This window comes from Chitinophaga sp. 22620 (genome assembly GCF_052044405.1).
Taxonomy (GTDB): domain Bacteria; phylum Bacteroidota; class Bacteroidia; order Chitinophagales; family Chitinophagaceae; genus Chitinophaga.
The window spans coordinates 743,472-761,261 of sequence record NZ_JBQEMV010000003.1 but is presented as its reverse complement, the minus strand read 5'-3'; the positions used below and the strand labels follow the sequence as shown (position 1 = coordinate 761,261).

General features: G+C 56.2%; 13 protein-coding genes. 7 read left to right on the top strand and 6 right to left on the bottom strand.

Translation table 11 applies throughout. The annotated features are described in order from the left end of the window. Nucleotides 1-48 precede the first annotated feature (48 nt). From ACTJIK_RS18505 to ACTJIK_RS18485, 5 genes are read left to right on the top strand one after another with little or no spacing between them, the layout of a single operon-like run. Nucleotides 49-1,398 (top strand): glycosyl hydrolase, encoded by a 1,350-nt coding sequence (locus ACTJIK_RS18505; protein ID WP_440648809.1) that lies wholly within the window; start codon nt 49-51, stop codon nt 1,396-1,398. Next, a complete protein-coding gene (locus ACTJIK_RS18500) occupies nt 1,395-2,204 on the top strand; it encodes a sugar phosphate isomerase/epimerase family protein (protein ID WP_440648807.1) in 810 nt (269 codons plus the stop codon). The genes ACTJIK_RS18505 and ACTJIK_RS18500 overlap by 4 nt, the downstream gene beginning before the upstream one ends. A 12-nt stretch (nt 2,205-2,216) precedes the next feature. Beyond that, nucleotides 2,217-3,377, top strand: a complete 1,161-nt coding sequence (locus ACTJIK_RS18495) for a Gfo/Idh/MocA family protein (RefSeq protein ID WP_440648805.1) — start codon at nt 2,217-2,219, stop codon at nt 3,375-3,377. After that, on the top strand, nt 3,374-4,156 hold the full coding sequence (locus tag ACTJIK_RS18490; RefSeq protein ID WP_440648803.1) for a 3-ketoacyl-ACP reductase: 783 nt from the start codon (nt 3,374-3,376) through the stop codon (nt 4,154-4,156). The genes ACTJIK_RS18495 and ACTJIK_RS18490 overlap by 4 nt, the downstream gene beginning before the upstream one ends. Nucleotides 4,157-4,170: 14 nt before the next feature. After that, complete coding sequence (locus ACTJIK_RS18485) at nt 4,171-5,397, top strand: MFS transporter (protein WP_440648801.1); 1,227 nt, start codon at nt 4,171-4,173, stop codon at nt 5,395-5,397. Nucleotides 5,398-5,597: 200 nt separating this feature from the next. Here ACTJIK_RS18485 and ACTJIK_RS18480 read toward each other — a convergent pair whose 3' ends face one another. From ACTJIK_RS18480 to ACTJIK_RS18455, 6 genes are all read right to left on the bottom strand, one after another. Further along, nucleotides 5,598-7,700 carry an ATP-binding protein gene (locus tag ACTJIK_RS18480; RefSeq protein ID WP_440648799.1) on the bottom strand — a complete coding sequence of 701 codons (2,103 nt, stop codon included), beginning with the start codon at nt 7,698-7,700 and terminating at the stop codon, nt 5,598-5,600. Nucleotides 7,701-7,898: 198 nt separating this feature from the next. Further along, complete coding sequence (locus ACTJIK_RS18475) at nt 7,899-8,429, bottom strand: ferritin (protein ID WP_440648797.1); 531 nt, start codon at nt 8,427-8,429, stop codon at nt 7,899-7,901. A 49-nt stretch (nt 8,430-8,478) separates the two neighbouring features. Then, nucleotides 8,479-9,306, bottom strand: a complete 828-nt coding sequence (gene murI, locus ACTJIK_RS18470; RefSeq protein ID WP_440648795.1) for a glutamate racemase — start codon at nt 9,304-9,306, stop codon at nt 8,479-8,481. Nucleotides 9,307-9,466: 160 nt separating this feature from the next. Then, nucleotides 9,467-10,744, bottom strand: a complete 1,278-nt coding sequence (locus ACTJIK_RS18465; protein ID WP_440648793.1) for a PQQ-dependent sugar dehydrogenase — start codon at nt 10,742-10,744, stop codon at nt 9,467-9,469. A gap of 98 nt (nt 10,745-10,842) precedes the next feature. Next, on the bottom strand, nt 10,843-13,764 hold the full coding sequence (locus ACTJIK_RS18460; RefSeq protein WP_440648791.1) for an FAD-binding and (Fe-S)-binding domain-containing protein: 2,922 nt from the start codon (nt 13,762-13,764) through the stop codon (nt 10,843-10,845). 42 nt (nt 13,765-13,806) lie between these two features. Beyond that, entirely contained in the window at nt 13,807-14,712 is a 906-nt protein-coding gene (locus tag ACTJIK_RS18455; protein WP_440648789.1) for a DUF72 domain-containing protein, read from the bottom strand. Nucleotides 14,713-15,050: 338 nt separating this feature from the next. On the opposite strand from ACTJIK_RS18455, the gene ACTJIK_RS18450 reads away from it, so the two are divergent. Together ACTJIK_RS18450 and ACTJIK_RS18445 are read left to right on the top strand one after the other, a co-directional pair. Further along, on the top strand, nt 15,051-16,472 hold the full coding sequence (locus ACTJIK_RS18450) for a glycogen synthase (RefSeq protein WP_440648787.1): 1,422 nt from the start codon (nt 15,051-15,053) through the stop codon (nt 16,470-16,472). Nucleotides 16,473-16,481: 9 nt separating this feature from the next. Continuing rightward, complete coding sequence (locus ACTJIK_RS18445) at nt 16,482-17,759, top strand: glucose-1-phosphate adenylyltransferase (protein WP_440648785.1); 1,278 nt, start codon at nt 16,482-16,484, stop codon at nt 17,757-17,759. Nucleotides 17,760-17,790 lie beyond the last annotated feature (31 nt).

Below are 17,790 nucleotides of genomic sequence, written 5' to 3'. Positions count from 1 at the left end.
GGAGCGGCATTGCCGGCCCCTTTCCTGCGTTACCCAAAGCACAGGCCCATGATAAACATCAACGGATCATTACAGCCGCAGCACCTGGCTGCCCGGCTTCAGCAGTTCTGGCAACTTTCCGCCCAAAAGATCCTGCACATCGAAAAACATTACAACACCACCCAGGGCGCTCCCGTGTTCACCCGCCAGGGCCTTTACACCACCCGCGGCTGGACGGAATGGACGCAGGGTTTCCAGTACGGCTCCGCCATCCTGCAATACGACGCTACGGACGACGACCAGTTCCTCGACATCGGGCGGCACAACACCGTGCAGTCCATGGCCCCGCACCTCAGCCACACCGGCGTGCACGATCATGGTTTCAACAACGTCAGCACCTACGGCAACCTGCTGCGCCTCATCCGGGAAGAACGCATCCCGCCGAATGAATGGGAGATCAGCTTCTATGAGCTCGCCCTGAAAGTGTCCGGCGCTGTGCAGGCAGCCCGCTTTACACCGGTGGCCGGCGGCGGGGGATACATCTATTCCTTCAACGGCCCGCATTCGCTGTTTGTAGACACCATCCGCAGCTGCCGCATCCTCATGGTCAGCCACCAGCTCGGCCACGTGCTGCAAGGGGAGAACGATGTGCGCATCAGCCTGCTGGAACGCGCGCTGCAGCACATGAAAACCACCGCCACCTACAATATCTGGTACGGCGAAGGCCGCGACATTTACGATGAAAAAGGCCGCACGGCGCATGAATGTATCTTCAACACCAACGACGGCAACTTCCGCGCGCCCAACGCACAACAGGGCTTTTCAGGCTTCACCACCTGGACGCGCGGCCTGGCCTGGGCCATGCTCGGCTTCGCGGAAGAGCTGGAATTCCTCGTGAACATACCTTCCGCCAAACCGCACCTGCCCTGGATAGAAAAAGCCGCCAGGGCCACCTGCGATTTCTATATCCAGCATACGCCGTCTGACGGCGTGCCTTACTGGGACACCGGCGCGCCGGGCCTTGCCAGGATGGGCGATTATCTTTCCAAACCCGCCGATCCCTTTAACCCGTATGAACCGGTGGACAGCTCCGCTGCGGCCATCGCGGCGCAGGGCCTTGTCCGCCTGGGTAAATACCTCGGCGGCGAAGACGGCAAACAATATTTCCAGGCAGGCCTTACCATCCTGGAAACGCTGTTGCAGGAACCCTATCTCAGTACAGACGCATCGCACCAGGGATTGCTGCTGCACACCATATATCACCGGCCTAACGGCTGGGACTACACGCCAAAAGAAGGCCGCGCTCCTTACGGAGAATCCTGCATGTGGGGCGACTACCACATACGCGAGCTGGCGCTCACCGTGCAGCGCCTCATCACCGGCGAACCTTATTACGCATTCTTTAATTGTGTGGCATGAACAGGCTTTGCGTGCATACCATCACCACCAAGCCGCTGAGCATAGAACAGGCGGCGGATGCCTATCCCAAAGCGGGCATAGGCGGCATCACCGTTTGGCGCGACGCGCTGGTAGGCCGTGATATTGCCGCCATCGGCCGTTTGCTGCGGGATGCGGGGCTGAACATCGTATCGCTTTGCCGGGGCGGTTTTTTCCCGCATACGGACGCACAGGGCAGGCAGGCGGCCATAGAAGATAATCTCCGCGCCATCGAAGAAGCGGCGGCGCTGGGCGCGCCCATGATCGTGCTGGTATGCGGAGCGGCGCCGGGCCAGCCGCTGGAAACATCGCGCCACCAGATCGCAGAAGGCATTGCGGCTATAGAACCTTATGCGAAAGCCGCAGGCATCAGGCTCGCCATAGAACCGCTGCATCCCATGTATGCGGATACCCGTTCCGCCATCAATACATTGTCGCAGGCGAACGACCTGGCGGAACAGCTGGACTCGCCTTTTGTAGGTGTGGCGGTAGACGTTTATCATCTCTGGTGGGATCCCGCGCTGCAACAGGAGATCATCCGCTGCGGCAGCAACGGCAAGCTGTTCGCCTTTCATATCTGCGACTGGCGCGTGCCCACCCGCGACCTGCTGCTGGACCGCGCGCTGATGGGCGAGGGCTGCATCCCTGTAAAACAGATACGGGCCTGGGTGGAAGCAACCGGTTTTGAAGGGTACCATGAAGTGGAAATATTTTCCACTGAATACTGGGCGGGCGATCAGCTGGTTTTCCTTGAAAAAATAAAACAGGCATACATCCATCATTCCTGAAAACAACATCACATGGCTGATACACAAAAGACCATTCACCGCATCGGCATCATCATGAACGGCGTAACCGGCAGGATGGGCACCAACCAGCACCTGCTGCGGTCCATCGTGCCGATCATACAGCAGGGCGGCGTAAAGCTCAGCGATACGGAATACATTCTCCCCGAACCGTTGCTGGTGGGCCGGAACATGGCCCGGCTGAAAGCGCTGGCGGAAAGAAGCGGTATTGAAGCTTATACGACGGACCTGGATGCGGCGCTGAAAGATGCGCGCTACAGCATTTATTTCGATGCGCAAACCACGGGCATGCGCGCGGAGAGCGTACGGAAGGCCGCTGCCGCGGGCAAGCATATTTATTGTGAAAAGCCCATTGCTTCGGGAACCGCCGTGGCCATGGAACTATACCGGCTCTGCGAGGCGGCCGGCCTGAAACACGGCGTGGTGCAGGATAAGCTCTGGCTGCCCGGCCTGCTCCGCCTGAAACGGTTGATACAGCAGGATTTCTTCGGGCGGATATTATCCGTGAAAGGAGAGTTCGGCTACTGGGTGTTCGAAGGGCATTCCATTCCTGCGCAGCGCCCCAGCTGGAACTACAGGAAGGAAGAAGAAGGCGGCATCATCCTGGATATGCTTTGCCACTGGCGGTATGTGCTGGACAACCTGTTTGGCGAAGTGAAAGCGGTATCCTGCCTCGGGGCAACCCACATACCCGAACGGATAAACGAAAAAGGCGATCCATACGCATGCACCGCAGACGATGCGGCCTATGCCACGTTTGAACTGGAAGGCGGCGTCATTGCGCACTTCAACTCATCCTGGGCCACCAGGGTTCGCCGCGATGATCTGCTTACGTTGCAGGTAGACGGTACGCATGGCTCGGCAGTAGCCGGCTTGCGCGATTGTTATGTGCAGCATTACGGTCACACGCCCAAACCCGTATGGAACCCGGATGTGGAGCAGCCGATCCGTTTTTTCGAAGGCTGGGCGAAAGTGCCGGACCAGGAGGTGTACGACAATGCCTTCAAGGCGCAATGGGAATTATTCCTGCGCCACGTAGTCAAAAACGAACCTTTTCCCTGGAACCTGAAAGAAGGCGCCAAGGGCGTACAACTGGCGGAGAAAGGCCTGGAAAGCTGGGCCAGGCGCTGCTGGGTAAATATCGATCCGTTATGAAGCAGGAAGACCGTAAGGCAACAAAAAGAACGGCGCTGGTCACCGGCGGCAGCCGCGGCATCGGCCTGGGCATAGCCAGGCATCTTGCGCAGCAGGGTTTCAACCTGGCCATCAACGGCGTGCGCAACGAAGACGCGGTGCAGGAAGCGCTGCAATCATTGCGGGAGGCTGGGGCGGAGGTGGTCTATTGCCCAGGCGACGTATCGGACGCGGCGCAGCGGGAGCAGGTGCTGCAAAAGGTCTACAGCCACTTCGGCCTGCTGCATGTGCTGGTCAACAATGCCGGCGTGGCGCCGAAAGAAAGGAAAGACATCCTCGAAACCACGGAGGAAAGCTACGACCGCCTGCTGAATACCAACCTGAAAGGAGCGTTTTTCCTGTCGCAGGCCGTGGCCAACCGCATGCTGCAAACGCCGGACCTGCAGGGCTGCATCATCAATATTTCCTCTATTTCCGCTACGGTGGCTTCCGTCAACCGCGGGGAATACTGCATTGCCAAAGCGGGCATGAGCATGATGACGCAGCTGTTCGCCGTAAGGCTGGGCCCGCACGGCATTCCCGTATACGAAGTAAGGCCGGGGGTAATAGCCACGGATATGACTGCCGGCGTGCAGGAAAAATATGACCGGCTGATAGAGAACGGCCTGCTGGTGCAACCCCGCTGGGGCCTGCCTGACGATGTGGGCAAAGCGGTAGCCATGCTGGCTTCCGGCGTGTTGCCTTATTCCACGGGGCAGGTAGTGATGGTAGACGGCGGCCTCACCATTTCCAGATTATAAATTAAATCCAACGTATGACCCGGACAAATTCCACGGCCAGGGAACTGCTGCGCCTGCCTGTGCTGGTTGCAGCCTTCGGTTACCTGGTAGACATGTACGATCTTTTCCTTTTCAGCGTAGTACGCGTGCCCAGCCTGCAATCGCTCGGCCTGAAGGATGATGAGCTGCTGCATAAAGGTGCGTTGCTGCTGAATATGCAAATGTTCGGCCTGCTCCTCGGCGGCATTCTCTGGGGCGTGCTGGGCGATAAAAAGGGAAGGCTCTCTGTGCTGTTCGGTTCCATCCTGATCTATTCCTTAGCCAATATCGCGAACGGTTTCGTGGAAACGGTGCCGCAATATGCTTTCATGCGCTTCATTGCAGGCATCGGGCTGGCGGGAGAGCTGGGCGCGGGTGTTACGCTCGTTACGGAAGTGCTGCCGCGCAAGATACGGGGCTACGGCACTACGCTGGTGGCTACACTGGGCGTGATCGGGGCCATCCTCGCGTATTTCATGGCCGATCTTTTCCAGTGGCGCATATCGTACTTCATCGGCGGCGGCCTGGGTTTGCTGTTATTGCTGCTGCGCGTGCGGGTGATGGAGTCCGGCATTTATGCGAAAACAAAAGCGATGCAGGTGTCGAGGGGGAATTTCCTGTCGTTGTTTACAGACGGTGGCAAAGCGCTGCGTTACCTGCAATGCATTGCCATCGGTTTGCCGATCTGGTTTGCGGTGGGTATCCTCATCACGTTCTCGCCGGAATTCGGCCGGGCCATGGACCTGTCTGCCCCTGTAGTGGCCGGTAAAGCGGTGATGCTGGCATTCGCCGGGCAGGTGTTCGGCGATATTGCAAGCGGGCTGCTCAGCCAGCTGGTGCGCAGCAGGAAGAAGATCATCCTGTTGTTCCTGCTGCTGTCCACACTCATGATCACCGTTTATTTATTCCTCCCGTTCAAAGACATCACGACCTTCTACATCATTTGCGCGCTGCTTGGTTTTACAAATGGCTACTGGGCCCTGTTCGTAACGGTGGCCGCCGAATTGTTCGGCACCAACCTGCGCGCAACGGTGGCTACCACCGTTCCAAATTTCGTAAGAGGTGCGGTGATCCCGCTCACTACTTTGTTCCTTTACCTGAAACCTTTCTGGGGTGTGCTTTACAGCGCCGCCGCGGTGGGCTTGCTTACCATGATCGTTGCGCTGCTGGCCCTGCGCGGGTTAACTGAAACTTTTGATAAAGACCTGGATTACACGGAATAAAATTGTCCGGATACGGACAAATCTGTGCAATATCGTACAGGATAAACAGGCATGGCTATATGAAAATGAAGGAGTTATGCCATGGCATTAAACTTGCCTGCCGGTGTTATCATTGTTAGCGAAATTTTAATACCCGGCTGCCCCAAGATTGATTGCTACCTGCCGGGTTAACTTACGGAAACCACGCTTCGCGCGTGGTTTTACTTTTTCACCGGGTGTATGTCCCTGAGTTTTTCCAGTATTTCAGCCTCTTTGAACGGTTTGAGCACATAACCGTCTATACCCGCGGCCATGTACGTTTCAAGATCCTCCTTCACCACGTTCCCCGTAATGGCCAATATGGGCAGCCTGGATTTTTGGGGATCGCTGAGGCCGCGGATACGTCTTGCCAGTGTGAGCCCGTCCATTTCCGGCATCTGTATATCGGTGAGCACTACATCGAACTGGTTCTCGGCCATCAGTTTCAGCGCTTCCACGCCGTTGCCGGCAGACACGAAAGTGATGTTCAGCCGTTCGAGGATCATTTCCAGGAGCCGGCGGTTGAGGTTATTATCATCTACCACCAGGATGTGCGACTGGCGGGGCTTTGCCCTGGCGGGCGGCGGCTGGTGGATAATGATGGTGTGGCTGGCGGGTTGATAGGGAAGCGTGAAACGGAAGGTGGTGCCTTTGCCCGGAACGCTTTCCACTTCCAGCGTGCTGCCGTGCAGCTCCACGATCTTGCGTACGATGGTAAGGCCCAGCCCGCTGCCTTCATGCCTTCCTGAGGTGCCTTTGGCGCCGGGCACCTGCGTGAACTCGTCGAAGATATACGGGAGGTGTTTGGGGTCGATGCCGATCCCGGTATCTGCCACGGAGATCTTCAGCATGGCTTTGCCATCAAGCGTTTGCAGGTCGGCATTCACTTTTACGCCGCCTTCGTTGGTGAATTTGATGGCGTTGCCGATGATGTTGAACAATACCTGCTTCAAACGGAATGCATCGCCTTCCACCATGGTTTCCTTCGGGAAACGGATATCGGAGAGGAGGTCTAATTTTTTGCGCGAAGCCTGGATGTGCAGGCCCCTGATCGTGTCCTCAATGGCTTTCCGGGGCGAGAATACGGCCGTATCCAGCGCCAGCTTGCCCTGCTCCAGGGCGGAGAAGTCGAGCACATTGTTGACGATGTTCAGTAATACGCCGGCGGAAAGATTGATCGCGTTCATGATCTCTTCCTGCTCGTGGTCCATTTTTGTTTTCGCCATCTGCTCCGAAAACCCGATCACGGAATTGAGCGGCGTCCTGATCTCGTGGCTCATGCTGGCAACGAAGTCGCTTTTGAGCTTGGAGTATTTTTCGGCGGACTGCTTGGCTTTTTGCAGGCGGAGGCCTTTGCGGTAGTCGAACCAGAGCAGGAAAAGAATGAGCAGCGTAAGCAGGCTGATAAGCCATACGCCGCGCAGCGTGGCCCTGTCAAGCCCGGCGAGCAGCCGCCCGATGTCCGCAGCGAGTATTTCTTTTTTATGCGCGGAGGCAACGATCTCCTCTTTTTTCAGCGATGCGAGGTCTGCCTGCAAAGCCTTCAGCAGCCGGTCGCTGGAGGTGATCATGCCCAGCTCGGTGTTGTTGAGGTTCATCTGGCCCTGCGCTATTTTTTTATACAGGTTGTTGTAGTACGCATGGATCTGTTCCATCTGCTCGTGGTTCGGGCTCTCCACGGAATACACTGTCCTGATGGTCTTGGCGGTATCGGGCTTGTTCTTTTTAGGTGCAATGGCATCCGCGAGGCGGCCGAACAGTTTTTTCCGTTTCCCGTTCTTCGCCCCGGCACTGATGGTATCCACCTGTATCTTCTGCGAAAAACGGAAGCTGGGCATGGCGGCGAACGCGTTGTGCGCTGCGCTGGTATCCCAGCTCACCCTGTTGATCAGCAGCGAATCCATGCCCTGCTTCACCTGCAGGAAGAGGTTGCTTTTCCGTTCCACATCCTTCAGCATACCGCCTAGATCTTCCTGCCGTATGCGGTGCGCTTCCAGCGAATCGAGGTCGGCCGCTACCTGCTGCAGGGCGTTGCTGTAATTATTAAAATGTTCGTTCCCGTAAGTAAGGGTGAAATAGCGGAAATGATTTTCGGCGGCGTACAGGTTAATTACGGCATGGTCTATCCATTCCATCTGTTCGCCCGCTGAAGAAAGCTGGCGTACGGCGTTTTCGAGCCTGGCGGAGCGCTGCTGGCGCACATGCACGGCCAGCACAAGGCTCACCAGCGTAATGATCAGCCCTGCAATCAATAAATATCTCAGAAAATGGTTTCGGCTGCTCATAGGGGAAATTGAGCCCATCAGTTAACAATTTTTTGTGTCATGGTTTACGTCTTCAGTTGGTGGTCAAATATACCGCAAATGTAGAGCGTGCTTTGTTAACGTTCCAGCGTTGAAATGTAATTGATTTGTTAATGGCATGAAAATAAAACGCCCGGCGGATATATCGCCGGGCGTTTTAAACGATTTTTTACAGTAAGATCAATGACCGCCTCTGCCGCCGGCGCCTCCGCTGCTTTGCATGCGGAAGTTGAGGATGTCGCGGTCGAAGAGGTACAGGCCGCTTTTATCTTCACCGATCATTTCAAGCTTTTCGTTGAGGGTGCGCGCCAGTCTTTCTTCTTCTATCTGCTCCGATACGTACCATTGCAGGAAGTTGTGGGTGGCGTAGTCTTTCTCCTGGAGCGCCATATGCACCAGGTCGTTGATGCTTTCGGACACCTTGATCTCATGCGCGAGGAATTCTTCAAACACGCGTTTGATGGACTGGAAAGTGATGATGGGCTGGCCCAGGTGGGGAACGATGCCAAACCCGCCACGCTCGTTCACGAACTTGATAAGCTTAAGCATATGCACCCTTTCTTCGTCGGATTGTTTGTAGAAGAACTCCGAAACGCCCTGTAGGCCGGGTTGAATGTCTGCCCAGGAGGCCATGGCAAGGTATGCCTGGGATGATGCGGCTTCCAGCCCTATTTGCGCGTTCAGCGCTTCCTGTATGGTTTTACTCAGCATAAATTAGATGTCTTTAAATCAAATTACGAATTATTTTGAAAGAATGCCCTTAAAGGTTGAGGTGTTTGCTGCTCACAGGCTCTTCAAAAAAGATGCCCGCCTGCCGGTCGAAGGTCTCGGTATCGTCTGTGGTGTAGAATTCCCGTGTGCCCCCGGTGCTGCATTTGGCGGCCATTTCGGGGTGCCGCCGGAGATAGTCCGCCAGGCTTTTCGCGGCAATAGTACCCTGTGAAAGCAGGGTGACGTCCGGCGGAAGATGCTGCTGTATCTTGTCTGCCAGCAAGGGATAATGCGTACAGCCGAGCACGATAGTGTCTATATCCCCGCTCTGCACCATCAGCTGCCGGATGTATTTGTTGATGAAATAATCCGCGCCTTCGCTGTTGTATTCATTGTTCTCCACCAGCGGCACCCACATGGGGCAGGCCTGCTGGTACACGGTAATATCGGGAAAGAACTTTTCTATTTCGATCGGGTAGCTCTGGGAACTGACAGTGCCGGTGGTGCCGAAAATGCCTACCTGCCTGCTTTTGGAGTAATCGCCCACTATCTCCGTAGTGGGTCTTATAATGCCCAGCACGCGTTTTTCGGGATCTATACCCGGCAGGTCATTCTGCTGGATGGTGCGCAGGGCTTTGGCGGAAGCGGTATTGCAGGCCAGCACTACCAGGTGGCAACCCATCCTGAAAAGATGCTGCACGCATTCGAGCGTATAGTGGTACACGGTTTCGAAGGAGCGGATGCCGTATGGCGCCCGCCCGTTGTCGCCAAGGTAGATGTAGTCGTATTGCGGCAATTCCTTTACGATCTCCTTCAGCACGGTGAGCCCGCCATATCCTGAATCAAAAACGCCGATCGGTCCTGTCTTTTTACCCATGTGGCAAAAGTACAATTTTTTACTCCGTAACGGTTTGCGCCCCCACTTTCTCCGCTAAATGAACGGCACGGCTCTGTGCTTCGGATAAACATAATGGAGTGGCTCATTGGCGTGTTCGCGCAAACGGGCGGGAAATTTTATCTGAGAAGAAACAGTTCTTTTACCTGGAAGGCGTTACGCGCCATATGGTATTGGATGCGTCGTCCGTCACCAGCAGCGCGCCGTCCTTTGCAACGGCTACGCAAACCGGCCGTCCGTAAACCTCGGACTTGTCAATATCCGAAATGAACCCGGTAAGGAAGTCCTCCATTTTGCCCGCAGGCTTCCCGTTGCTGAAAGGCACATAACCCACTTTGTAGCCTGACAATACGGAACGGTTCCAGGAGCCGCGCTGGCCGATGAATGCGCCGCCTTTGTATTTCTCCGGGAAAGTGTTGCCGGTGTAGAACACGAGGCCGAGCGAAGCCGTATGCGAGCCCAGGCCCAGTTCCGGCACAATGGCTTTCGCCACGAGGTCCGGCTTTTTATCCGTGCCCTGTATGCGCGGGTCTTCATGCTGCCCGAAATAGGAGTAAGGCCATCCGTAGAAGCCGCCGCTCTGCACGCTGGTGAGGTAATCAGGCACCAGGTCGTCTCCCAGCATATCGCGTTCGTTCACCACGGTCCAAAGTGTATTGGTGCCGGGCGCCCAATCCATGCCCACGGGGTTCCGCAGGCCCGATGCGAATACCGCTTCGCCGCTGCCGTCAGGGTTTATTTCAAGGATGTTGGCGCGGCGTATTTCGTTGGCCATGCCATGCTCCGCCACATTGCTGCCCGAGCCGACGGCGATGTATATTTTCTTCCCGTCCCTGGATGCAATGATATTCCGCGTCCAGTGATTGTTATAGCCCCCGAGGGGCAGGTCCAGTATCTTTTTGCCCGGGTCTTTTATTTCCGTTGCGCCGGCGGTGTAAGGGAATACCATCAGCGCGTCCGTATTGGCCACGTAGAACTGGTTGCCGAGCAGCAGCATGCCGAAGGGGGAATTGAGGTTGCTCATGAATATCCGCTGTTCGTCGGGCAGCCCGTCGTTGTTGGTATCGCGGAAGAGGGTGATGCGGTCCGCACTGGGGCTGCGAGGCTTTTTATTGGCTTCGGCCACAAGGATGTCGCCGTTTGGCAGCACATATATCCAGCGGGGATTCTTCAGGTCTTTGGCGAATTTTTGCACGGTAAAGCCCGGAGGGGCCTGCGGCGTTTTGCCTTCGGGCCAGCCCACTACGGTGGAATTGTTCCGCACGGTGTCCGTTGCATAGGGCGCCGGCAGACTGTCGCCGGTGGCTACTGCTGCGGGCGGCTCAATGGCTGTAGAGCCTGCGGTTGTTTTTTTAGCTGCGTTGTTGCAGGCGGTGAACGCAACGGCGGAAATGAACAGGGTCTGAAGTGCGTGTTTCATAATGCAGGGCTGTTAGTAACAACAGTTTTCCCGCAATTATGCTGCCACGATCGCCGGTGTGGACGAATGCCTACATCCGCCTGTGCACGCTTGTTCAGCTATACCAGCGCGTCATATAATATTTCCACGGGGTGCTGTGCTTTCGCTCCTGTGCCGTCTTTGATCTGGTGGCGGCAGCTGGTGCCGGGAGCGGCTATCAGCGTGCCTTCCGCGGCATTGCGCACGGCGGGGAACAATACCAGCTCGCCGATCTTCATAGACACATCGTAGTGCTCTTTCTCATAACCGAACGAACCGGCCATGCCGCAGCAGCCTGAAGGGATCACCTCCACGGAATAACCCCCGGGGAGGCTCAGTATCTTTTTGCTGTGCAGCACGCTGCTGAGCGCCTTTTGCTGGCAGTGCCCGTGCAGCTTGATCTTCGTGTCCGCGGCTTTGAACATATCGCTGCGGATGTTTCCGAGGTCGGCTTCGATAGACAGGAATTCATCTACCATATACACGTTCTTCGCAAGCTGTTTGGCGGTATCGCGCAGGCCGTCGCTCACAAGGTCCGGGTATTCATCCCTGAAACCCAGGATGGCGGAGGGTTCTATGCCTACCAGCGGTGTTTCTTCGCTGATGAGGTTACTGAAGAGCGTTACATTCTTTTCCGCGATCACTTTCGCTTTGCGCAGGAAGCCTTTGGAAAGCAGGGCGCGCGCGCTTTCAGGGTGATCTACGGGTATTACTTCGTAACCCAGCCTGCGCAGCAGGTTCACCGCTTTGATGCCCACGTGGGTGTCGTTGTAGTTGGTGAATTCGTCGCAGAAGAGATATACTTTGCGGGCCTGTGTTACGGTCTGCGGGTTTTGTTTCAGCCAGCTGCGCAGCGTTTTCCGTTCCAGCGTGGGCATAGAGCGTTTTTCGGCGAAGCCGGAGAAACGTTTGATCAGCCTGCTGGACAGGTCGCCCTTTACGAGCCAGTTGTAAATGCCCGGCGCAATGGCCGCCATGCCGGTCAGCATCCTGAAATTCGCGATCATCCAGGTGCGCATGCTAACGCCGTTGGCATCGTAGTAATGTTGCAGGAACTCCATCTTCATCTTGGCCACGTCCACGTTGGAAGGGCACTCGGACTTACAGCCCTTGCAGGCCAGGCAGAGGTCCAGCACATCGTATATTTCTTTGGAATCGAATTTATTATCCTTGGCGGAATTGGTGAGCACTTCGCGCAGGATGTTCGCCCGGGCGCGGGTGGTGTCTTTCTCGCTGCGGGTGGCCATGTAGCTGGGGCACATGGTGCCGCCGCTGAGATGCGTTTTGCGGCAGTCGCCGGAGCCGTTGCACTGCTCCGCGTGCTGAAGGATGGTCTGGTGCGGGAAATGGAAAATGGTCTTCAGGTCCGGCGCCTTTTTGCCGGGCTCATACCGCAGGTTGCTGTTCATAGACGGGGTGTCCACGATCTTGTGCGGGTTGAAGATGTTCTCCGGGTCCCAGGTGTATTTCACCTGGCGGAGCAGCTGGTAGTTCTTCGGGCCTATCATCTGCTGGATGAACTCGCCGCGCAGGCGCCCGTCTCCATGCTCGCCGCTCAGCGAGCCGTTGTATTTTTTAACGAGGGTCGCAATCTCTTCCGCAATGGTGCGGAAAAGCTGGTTGCCTTCTTCTGTTTTGAGATTGATGATCGGGCGGAGGTGGATCTCCCCGCTGCCGGCGTGCGCGTAGTGAACGGAGAAGAGATCGTATTTTTCGAGTATCTGGTTGAACTCGGCGATGTAATCCGGGAGGTCTTCCACGGCCACCGCCGTGTCTTCGATCACGGGCACGGCCTTTTCGTCGCCGGGCAGGTTGCTGAGCAGGCCCAGTCCTGCCTTGCGCAGGGTCCATATCTTTTTGGTGTCTTCCCCGAAAAGGAGCGGGAAATGGTACCCCAGCCCCGCGGCCTGCATGTCGGCCTTCAGCCTGTCCGCCACTTCAACGATCTCTTCGCGGGTATTGCGCAGGAATTCCACTACGAGTATCGCGCCGGGGTCGCCTTCCACGAAGAAGCGGTTCTTGCGCTGCTCGATATTGTCTTTGGTGCATTCGAGGATAAAATGATCGATCAGCTCGCTGGCGCTGGGTTTGTACCGCATGGCGATGATGTTGGCCCGCAGCGATTCGTTGATGGTATTAAAATGCACGCACAGCAGCCCTGTTTCTTTGGGCGGCAGCGGCGAAATGTTCAGTTTGATCTCGGTGAGGAAAGCAAGGGTGCCTTCGGAGCCTGCTATCAGCTTACAGAAGTTGAAATCTTCTTTCCCGGCGGTAAACGGCGCGGTTTCCAGCAGCATATCTACGGCGTAGCCGGTATTGCGGCGCAGTATCTCCGGTTTGGGGAATTCTTTCCTTATTTCCCGCTGGGTGTCCGCATTGCCCAGCAGGGTACGGATCTGCTTATATACAGCAGTTTCGAGCTTCCCGTCTTCCGCCTCGCATTTGGCATGGAATTCATCGGCTGTAAGGGCGCCGAAGCTGGCTTCGCTGCCATCGCTGAGGATGGCGTTGACGGACAATAAATGCTCGCGGGTGCTGCCGTATACCACGGAATTGGAGCCGCAGGAGTTGTTCCCCACCATGCCGCCTATCATGGCACGGTTGGCAGTGGAGGTCTCGGGCCCGAAATAAAAGCCGTAGGGGCGGAGGAAGAGGTTCAGCTCATCGCGGATCACGCCGGGCTGCACGCGCACCCAGTGTTCTTCGGTATTGATCTCCAGGATGCGGGTGAATTTTTTGGAAACGTCCACGATAATGCCGTTCCCCACCACCTGGCCGGCCAGCGAGGTGCCGGCGGTCCGTGGTATCAGCGAGGTTTTATGTTCCCGGGCGAACCGGATGAGGGTCTTGATGTCGGATTCGTCTTCAGGGATGGCTACCGCAAGGGGCATTTCCCGGTATGCGGAAGCGTCTGTGGCGTACAGGGTGCGCATGGTATCGTCCGTAAACAATTCGCCTTTCAGTTCCCGGCCTAGCTTTTCCAGCAATTCTCGCTTGATCATGAGGGCGAAAATAATACATTCACCAGACTGTTAAAATAGGCCCTAAAAGAGGGTATTTTCCCGGTGGATGTACGGCTTTCTGATCTTCAGGCCTGTAGCGGCTTCCAGCTTATCCGCCAGGTAAATGGCCATTTCAGGAACGGCGATATCATCGTGCATATGCATGAAAATATAGGCATCTTCGAGCCCGTTGGCCAGCCAGAAGGCCAGCCGGTTCACCCAATCGTCCGCCCGCTGGTAGTCCGTCGGGTGCAGGCTGTTGCCCACAAAGCGGATCATGGCCCGGGGCACCGGCAGGTGCATATGCACCACGTCCCGGCGGCCGGCGGTATCGGTGATGATCAGCCCCATGCCCAGGTTGCGGAGGTTGTTGTACAGCGCGGTGGCATGATGGGGATCGGCAAACCAGTCCGGGTGGCGCAGCTCCAGGAAAAAGCGAAGGTCGCGGGGCAGGGAGGCCAGGTAGGTGAACAGCAGGTCTTTCCGCGCCGGGCTGAAGCTTTCGCTCATCTGCATGAACACGGGCCCGAGCGTGCCCTCAAAGGCCAGGATGCTTTCCAGGAACGCGTCCGTCTGGTCTTTTGCGTTCACAAGATTGGAATAATGGCTGATGCTTTGGGGCAGCTTGGGGCAGAAGCGGAACTCCGGGTTGCCCACCTTTTCCGCCCAGCCGCGGAAGGTTTCCGGCGGATAGATCTTGTAATGGGTGGCGTTCAGCTCCACGCTGCTGAAGTGTTTGGAATATTCCTGGAGGAAGTCCTTTTCTTTGGTGCCCTTTGGGAAAACCCCGCCCAGCCAGTCTTTCCGGTTCCAGCTGGTAGCGCCCATCCTGATAACAGGCTGCGCGGCGGGCCTGCCGGGAAGCACCCCGCGGTTAAAAGCCGGTTCCGCGGGTAATTTGAAATCGATGTTGTTGAGGACGCTGAGGTCCTGCCGTCCGAACTGCATATTGCAATGTATTATTTTTTTGGAACAGGGGAGCCCCGGCTCATTCTCCGGAGCCCGTCATTTGCATAAGTTAACGTTGGCCGGCAAAGCCCGTCAACGCGGGGAGCCAGGTCATTGTGCATAAGCTAATCCAGGCCAGCAAAGCCCGTCATTGCGAGGAGCAGCGGAGCCAAAGCGGGAGGGCGACGAAGCAATCTCCTGCATTGAATGGAGATGCTTCCAATACCAGGAGAGATTGCTTCGTCGCTCCTCGCAATGACGGGCTTTTCCCGATCCTTTTTTAAATTTTATTGCTGATCCTTTGAATTCTGGCTTTATCGGTTTAAATTATATGCAGTATGGAAATATTACACGTCAGCGCGGAATGTTACCCGGTCGCCAAAGTCGGCGGCCTTGGAGATGTGGTAGGCGCTTTGCCAAAGTATCAGTATGAGGCGGGAGCCATTGCCAAAGTGGTAATGCCCGCTTACAAGACCCCTTTCAGGGAAAACGGCCAGCATCAGTTTGAGCTGGTGCACCAGGGCGGGTTGTGGCTTGGCCACGACTGGTACCACTTTAATGTCTGGAAGGAAAGCGCCAACGTGCTGGGGTTCGACCTTTACCAGGTGGACATTCCCGGCCTGCTGGACACCGCGGGCGTTTACGGTTATTTCAACGATACCGAACGGTTCCTGGCCTTCCAGGTAGCGGTGCTGGACTGGCTGAATGAATGGCAGCACCTGCCTGATGTGATCCACTGCCACGATCACCACACCGGCCTGATCCCTTTCCTCGTTCAATACGGCTACAAATACAAACGCCTGAAAGATACCCCCACGGTGGTCACCATCCACAACGCCCAATACCAGGGGCAGTTCGGATGGAACAAGCTGTACCTTATCCCATCGTTCGACCTGTGGAAGAGCGGCATGCTGGACTGGAACGGCGCCATCAACCCGCTGGCTTCGGCCATCAAATGCTGTTGGCGTTTCAACACCGTGTCTCCCAGCTATATGGAAGAGCTTTTCCACAATGCCAACGGCCTGGAAGCCTTGCTGAGCACGGAGCGGGTAAAAGCGGGCGGCATCCTCAACGGGATAGACGATAAGGTCTGGAACCCTGCCAAAGACGCGATGATCCCCACCCGTTACGGGTTGAAGGACGTGGCCAAAGGAAAGCTGGCGAACAAACAGGCGCTTTGCGAAGCGTTCGACCTGGATCCGGGCCTTCCCATGTTCGTGTTCATCGGCCGGCTGGTGGGAGACAAAGGGGCGGACCTCCTGCCGGAGATCATCGGGCGGGCGCTGGCAGACCATCCCGGGCAGCTCAACTTCCTGGTGCTGGGCAGCGGCGACGCGCACATCGAATGGATGTTGCAGCAAACGCGCACATATGCCAATGAACACTTTAACGTGTATATCGGTTATAACGAAACGCTCAGTCACCAGTTATACGCCGGGGCAGACTACCTGCTCATGCCTTCGCGCGTGGAGCCATGCGGCCTGAACCAGATGTACGCCATGCGGTACGGCACTATTCCCATTGTACGTACCACGGGCGGACTGATAGACACAGTAACCGATTTCGGGGACGAGGGCGGCACCGGTATCCGGTTCTTTCACGCCACGGCGGGCGATGTGCTCCATGCCATCAGCCGCGCGCTGGAACTGTCCGCCACCAAAACAAAATTTTCAAAGATCAGGAAGGCCGCCATGCAGCAGGACCATTCCTGGGATAAAGCAGCACAACAGTACATCGATCTATACACCAGCCTAAAATAGTTTTACGTTATGTCTAATGCAGTGATCTCCATAATTCTTGGCGGCGGAGCCGGAACGAGGCTCTATCCCCTGACCCGCAGCCGCTCCAAGCCTGCCGTGCCCGTAGCAGGAAAATACCGCCTGGTGGACATTCCCATTTCAAACTGCCTCAACGCAGACCTCCACCGCATTTTCGTGCTTACGCAGTTCAACTCCGCCTCGCTGAACAAACACATCAAGAATACCTATCACTTCAGCCATTTCAGCAAGGCATTCGTGGATATCCTGGCTGCGGAGCAAACGCCGGACAATCCCACCTGGTTCCAGGGAACGGCCGATGCTGTGCGGCAAACGCTGCGGCACCTGGAGAACTTCGAATTCGAATATGCCCTCATCCTGTCCGGCGACCAGCTGTACCAGATGGACTTCCGGGAGATGATCAAGCACCATATCGACAAAGGGGCGGATATTTCCATCGCCACCATTCCCGTGCATGCGCGGGAGGCCACAGAATTCGGTATCCTTAAAACGAACGAGGAAAGCTTTATTTCCTCTTTTATCGAGAAGCCGAAGAAGGAGCTGCTGCCGGACTGGAGCTCCGAGGTGAGCCCTGAAATGCAGCGGGAAGGCCGTATTTACCTCGCTTCCATGGGTATCTACATTTTCAACAAACAGCTTTTGTTCGATCTGCTGACCAACAGCCCTGAAGCGACGGACTTCGGCAAGGAGATCATTCCCAACAACATCGACACGCACAAGGTGCTCAGCTTCCAGTACGAAGGTTACTGGACGGACATCGGTAATATCTCTTCCTTTTTTGAAGCCAACCTTGGCCTTACAGACGATATCCCGCAGTTCAACCTCTTCGACGATTCAAAGACCATCTTCTCCCGCGCCCGCATGCTGCCCCCTGCGAAGATTTCCGGCACCACGCTGGAAAAGACCGTGATAGCGGACGGCTGCATCATCAATGCCAGCCGCCTGGAACGTTGCGTGGTGGGCATCCGCACGCGTATCGGCAAAGGCACTACCATCAGCAACAGTTACCTGATGGGGAACGATATCTACCAAACGCTGGACGAGATCAACAGCGCCCGCAGCAAAGGCCGGCCGCCTATCGGCATCGGCGACCGTTGTTATATCAACAATGCGATCATCGACAAAAACGCCTGCATAGGGAACGACGTACGTATTAACGGCGGCAGGCACCTGGAAGACGGTGATTTTGAAAAGTATACCGTGAAGGATGGCATTGTTGTTGTGAAGAAAGGGGCGGTACTGCCCGATGGCTTCCATTGTTTGGAATGACCAGCGGGCTCACATGCATGTTTATCGTCTA

Excerpts from the sequence above, each read along its gene's own strand:
- ACTJIK_RS18465 (WP_440648793.1), bottom strand. The coding sequence starts at position 10,744 with ATGAAACACGCACTTCAGACCCTGTTCATTTCCGCCGTTGCGTTCACC.
- ACTJIK_RS18455 (WP_440648789.1), bottom strand. The coding sequence starts at position 14,712 with ATGCAGTTCGGACGGCAGGACCTCAGCGTCCTCAACAACATCGATTTC.
- ACTJIK_RS18505 (WP_440648809.1), top strand. The coding sequence starts at position 49 with ATGATAAACATCAACGGATCATTACAGCCGCAGCACCTGGCTGCCCGG.
- ACTJIK_RS18485 (WP_440648801.1), top strand. The coding sequence starts at position 4,171 with ATGACCCGGACAAATTCCACGGCCAGGGAACTGCTGCGCCTGCCTGTG.
- ACTJIK_RS18490 (WP_440648803.1), top strand. The coding sequence starts at position 3,374 with ATGAAGCAGGAAGACCGTAAGGCAACAAAAAGAACGGCGCTGGTCACC.
- ACTJIK_RS18500 (WP_440648807.1), top strand. The coding sequence starts at position 1,395 with ATGAACAGGCTTTGCGTGCATACCATCACCACCAAGCCGCTGAGCATA.
- ACTJIK_RS18460 (WP_440648791.1), bottom strand. The coding sequence starts at position 13,764 with ATGATCAAGCGAGAATTGCTGGAAAAGCTAGGCCGGGAACTGAAAGGC.
- ACTJIK_RS18495 (WP_440648805.1), top strand. The coding sequence starts at position 2,217 with ATGGCTGATACACAAAAGACCATTCACCGCATCGGCATCATCATGAAC.
- ACTJIK_RS18475 (WP_440648797.1), bottom strand. The coding sequence starts at position 8,429 with ATGCTGAGTAAAACCATACAGGAAGCGCTGAACGCGCAAATAGGGCTG.
- ACTJIK_RS18480 (WP_440648799.1), bottom strand. The coding sequence starts at position 7,700 with ATGAGCAGCCGAAACCATTTTCTGAGATATTTATTGATTGCAGGGCTG.
- ACTJIK_RS18450 (WP_440648787.1), top strand. The coding sequence starts at position 15,051 with ATGGAAATATTACACGTCAGCGCGGAATGTTACCCGGTCGCCAAAGTC.
- ACTJIK_RS18445 (WP_440648785.1), top strand. The coding sequence starts at position 16,482 with ATGTCTAATGCAGTGATCTCCATAATTCTTGGCGGCGGAGCCGGAACG.
- murI (WP_440648795.1), bottom strand. The coding sequence starts at position 9,306 with ATGGGTAAAAAGACAGGACCGATCGGCGTTTTTGATTCAGGATATGGC.